Genomic DNA, 3001 nt, shown 5'->3' with positions numbered 1-3001 from the left:
TGCGACAGATCGCCCTGTGCCACCGCGGTGGTGACCTCGGCGATCGAGCGCACCTGGGCCGTCAGGTTGTCGGCCATCACGTTGACGGACTCGGTCAGGTCCTTCCACGTGCCGGAGACGCCCTTGACGTCGGCCTGCCCTCCCAGCCGGCCCTCGGTGCCGACCTCGCGGGCGACGCGCGTGACCTCGTCGGCGAACGCGGAGAGCTGGTCGACCATCGTGTTGATGGTGTCCTTCAGCTCCAGGATCTCGCCGCGCGCCGTGACGTTGATCTTCTGCGACAGATCGCCCTTGGCCACCGCCGTGGCCACCTGCGCGATGGAGCGCACCTGGGCCGTGAGGTTGCCGGCCATGAAGTTCACCGAGTCGGTCAGATCCCGCCAGGTGCCGGAGACGCCCTTGACGTCGGCCTGGCCACCGAGAATCCCTTCGGTGCCCACTTCGCGCGCCATGCGGGTGACCTCGTCCGCGAAGGAGGAGAGTTGGTCGACCATCGTGTTGATGGTGTTCTTCAGTTCCAGGATCTCGCCGCGCGCGTCGACGGTGATCTTCTGTGACAGGTCGCCCTTGGCGACAGCGGTGGTGACCTGGGCGATGTTGCGGACCTGGTCGGTGAGGTTGCCGGCCATGAAGTTCACCGAGTCGGTCAGATCGCGCCAGGTGCCGGAGACGCCCTTGACGTCGGCCTGACCTCCCAGCCGGCCCTCGCTGCCGACCTCGCGGGCGACGCGCGTGACCTCGTCGGCGAACGCGGAGAGCTGGTCGACCATCGTGTTGACGGTGTTCTTGAGCTCCAGGATCTCCCCGCGGGCGTCCACGTCGATCTTCTGTGACAGGTCGCCCTTGGCCACCGCCGTGGCCACCTGGGCGATGTCCCGGACCTGGGTCGTCAGATTGCCCGCCATGGCGTTCACCGAGTCGGTCAGGTCCGCCCACGTACCGGAGACGCCCGGGACCACGGCCTGGCCGCCCAGCGTGCCCTCGGTGCCCACCTCCCGGGCCACGCGGGTCACCTCGGAGGTGAACAGCGACAGCTGGTCCACCATGCCGTTGAAGACGGTGGCGATCTCCCCGATCAGCCCGTCCCCCTCGTCGGGCAGCCGGGTGCCGAAGTCCCCGTCGCGTACCGCGGTAAGGCCGGCCAGCAGCTGCCGCAGCTCCGACTCGCCCACCTTGCCGGCCCCACGGGCAGGCCGCGACCGCGGCACCGAACGCGAACCCTCGACCGCCGTCTCAGCCATGACCGACCTCGTTCCACTCAGATGCCACGACGAAAAGACCGAACAGACGCACGCCCGGCGTGTGCCGGGCGGCCCCGTGTTTTCTTTCGACACTTAACCATTGCCACATGACAAATACGCCAAAGGCTAACCCACACGGCAGGACGGAGGCAATCGAGCCCGGAGCCGCCCCCTCCGGCCGGGGCGGGCCCACTCCGGCGGCAGCTCGGCGACGCCCACGACCGGCGCCCCGCGCCCGCCTGCAACCGTACCCGGCGCCCCCGCGGCCGCCCCGGGTCGCACCGGACGCCGGCCGGGCCCGCGCCCGATCCGGCGGTACTCCGCGACCAGCGCGTCGGAGCGGACGAGCGCCGCGCACAGCCGCCGGCGCGCCGGGAAGGCGCCCCGCGCGCTCGGTCGGCGGCGAGTCCGGTCCACCGGGCCGAACCCGGCGCTGAGGATGGCGGCGCGCACGGCGTGCCGCGGGGTGGGCAGGTCGTCCTCGGTACGCAGAGGGTGCGTGGTGGTGTCGCCGCGTTCCGGTTCGATGGCGGGTGGCGGGTGGCGGGTGGCGACGGGGTGTGCGGCGTTTCGCCGAGGTCACCGTCGGGGAGCATCGGCAGCCCTTTCCCGTGGCCGGCGCGCTGGATGCCGGCCCGGTGCGGTCATGCCCCGCCCCGACGCAGGACCGGCTGGGCGGCACCCACAGGTTCCACCGATTGTTCGCTCTTCAGTCCGTAGCGGAGCGCGTCGACCGGGGCGTCGGTCTCCTCACGCGCTTCGACCTCGGCCATCCCGGCCCCGGCGCCGCCCGCTCCGCGCGTAACCGGAGTGCGGTGACCGCCCGGAAGCCGCGCCGAGAGGTATGCCGGGCCGGATGGCGGGCACCAGCAGGGAAGCAGACAGGCAGGCATCCCAGACGTGGCTATGAGTGACGGCGACACGCAGACACCCGGGGCAGGCGCGCAGAGGCCGTCGGCGACGACCGAGGCCGACGCCGACGCGGTCAAGGCGGCGGCGACGCTGGTCGCACTCGCGGAGTACGCGGATCTGCATGCTCCCGCAGCCGTCCCGCACCTCACCCTGCGGGCCTTGGCCGCAGTGGGGAGGTCTGCGGCCGTAGGGCTCACCGAACTGGGGAGAGCGCTGCACATCACCCCGGCTTCGACCAGTCGTCTCTGCGGGCGCCTGGAGAGCGCGGGGCTGCTGGCCCGGCACGCCCACGGGGCCGACCGCCGCAAGTCGCTGCTGACGCTCACGCCGGCGGGCGAGGAGGTGATGGAGGAGATGCGGGCCGCGTGCGCGCGTGCCATCGCCCCGGCCCTTCCGCACTCAGCGGCCCAGTTGCAAGCGGTCAAGGCGGCGTGCGAGGTGACCCGGGATTGCCTGCGTGGCGTCGTCGGCGAGGCCGAAAACGGGTGGAAGGGGGTGCAACGTGACGTCGGCGGGGCGGCCAGGGTTCCGGAAGCGGAAGCGTAGGCGGTTACGGCATAGAAATAGTTGTCGTTTGACAACTGTGTGCCCGAAGAAACACTCTTGCGTCGTGCGAGTCCGTCCGCGTGCCCAGCCCGTGGCCGCACGCTCCGGAACAGAGGCAGGTGAGTCGTGAAGCGGAGGACGTACCGACCGTATGCCGTGGTCAGGCGGTCTCCGCCGCGTCACCGGTCGCCTTGTCGTCCTTCGGGCCGGTGTCCTCGATGGCGAGGCGGAAGCCGGTCAGGCCGGTGGCGAGGGCGGCGCGCTGTGCGGGTGGCATGGCGGAGATGACGTCGAGCAGTGCG

General features: G+C 71.4%; 2 protein-coding genes. One reads left to right on the top strand and one right to left on the bottom strand.

The features are described from left to right. The coding region (locus ABZZ38_RS30375; RefSeq protein WP_356745757.1) for a HAMP domain-containing protein at nt 1-1241 on the bottom strand (1241 nt) is incomplete at its 3' end. A gap of 906 nt (nt 1242-2147) precedes the next feature. Here ABZZ38_RS30375 and ABZZ38_RS30370 point away from each other — a divergent pair. After that, nucleotides 2148-2699 carry a MarR family transcriptional regulator gene (locus tag ABZZ38_RS30370; protein ID WP_356745755.1) on the top strand — a complete coding sequence of 184 codons (552 nt, stop codon included), beginning with the start codon at nt 2148-2150 and terminating at the stop codon, nt 2697-2699. Nucleotides 2700-3001: the final 302 nt, after the last annotated feature.

The sequence above is a fragment of the Streptomyces sp. NPDC006368 genome (assembly GCF_040612535.1).
In the GTDB taxonomy this organism is placed as follows: Bacteria; Actinomycetota; Actinomycetes; order Streptomycetales; family Streptomycetaceae; genus Streptomyces.
This window is presented reverse-complemented; position numbering and strand designations above follow the sequence as displayed.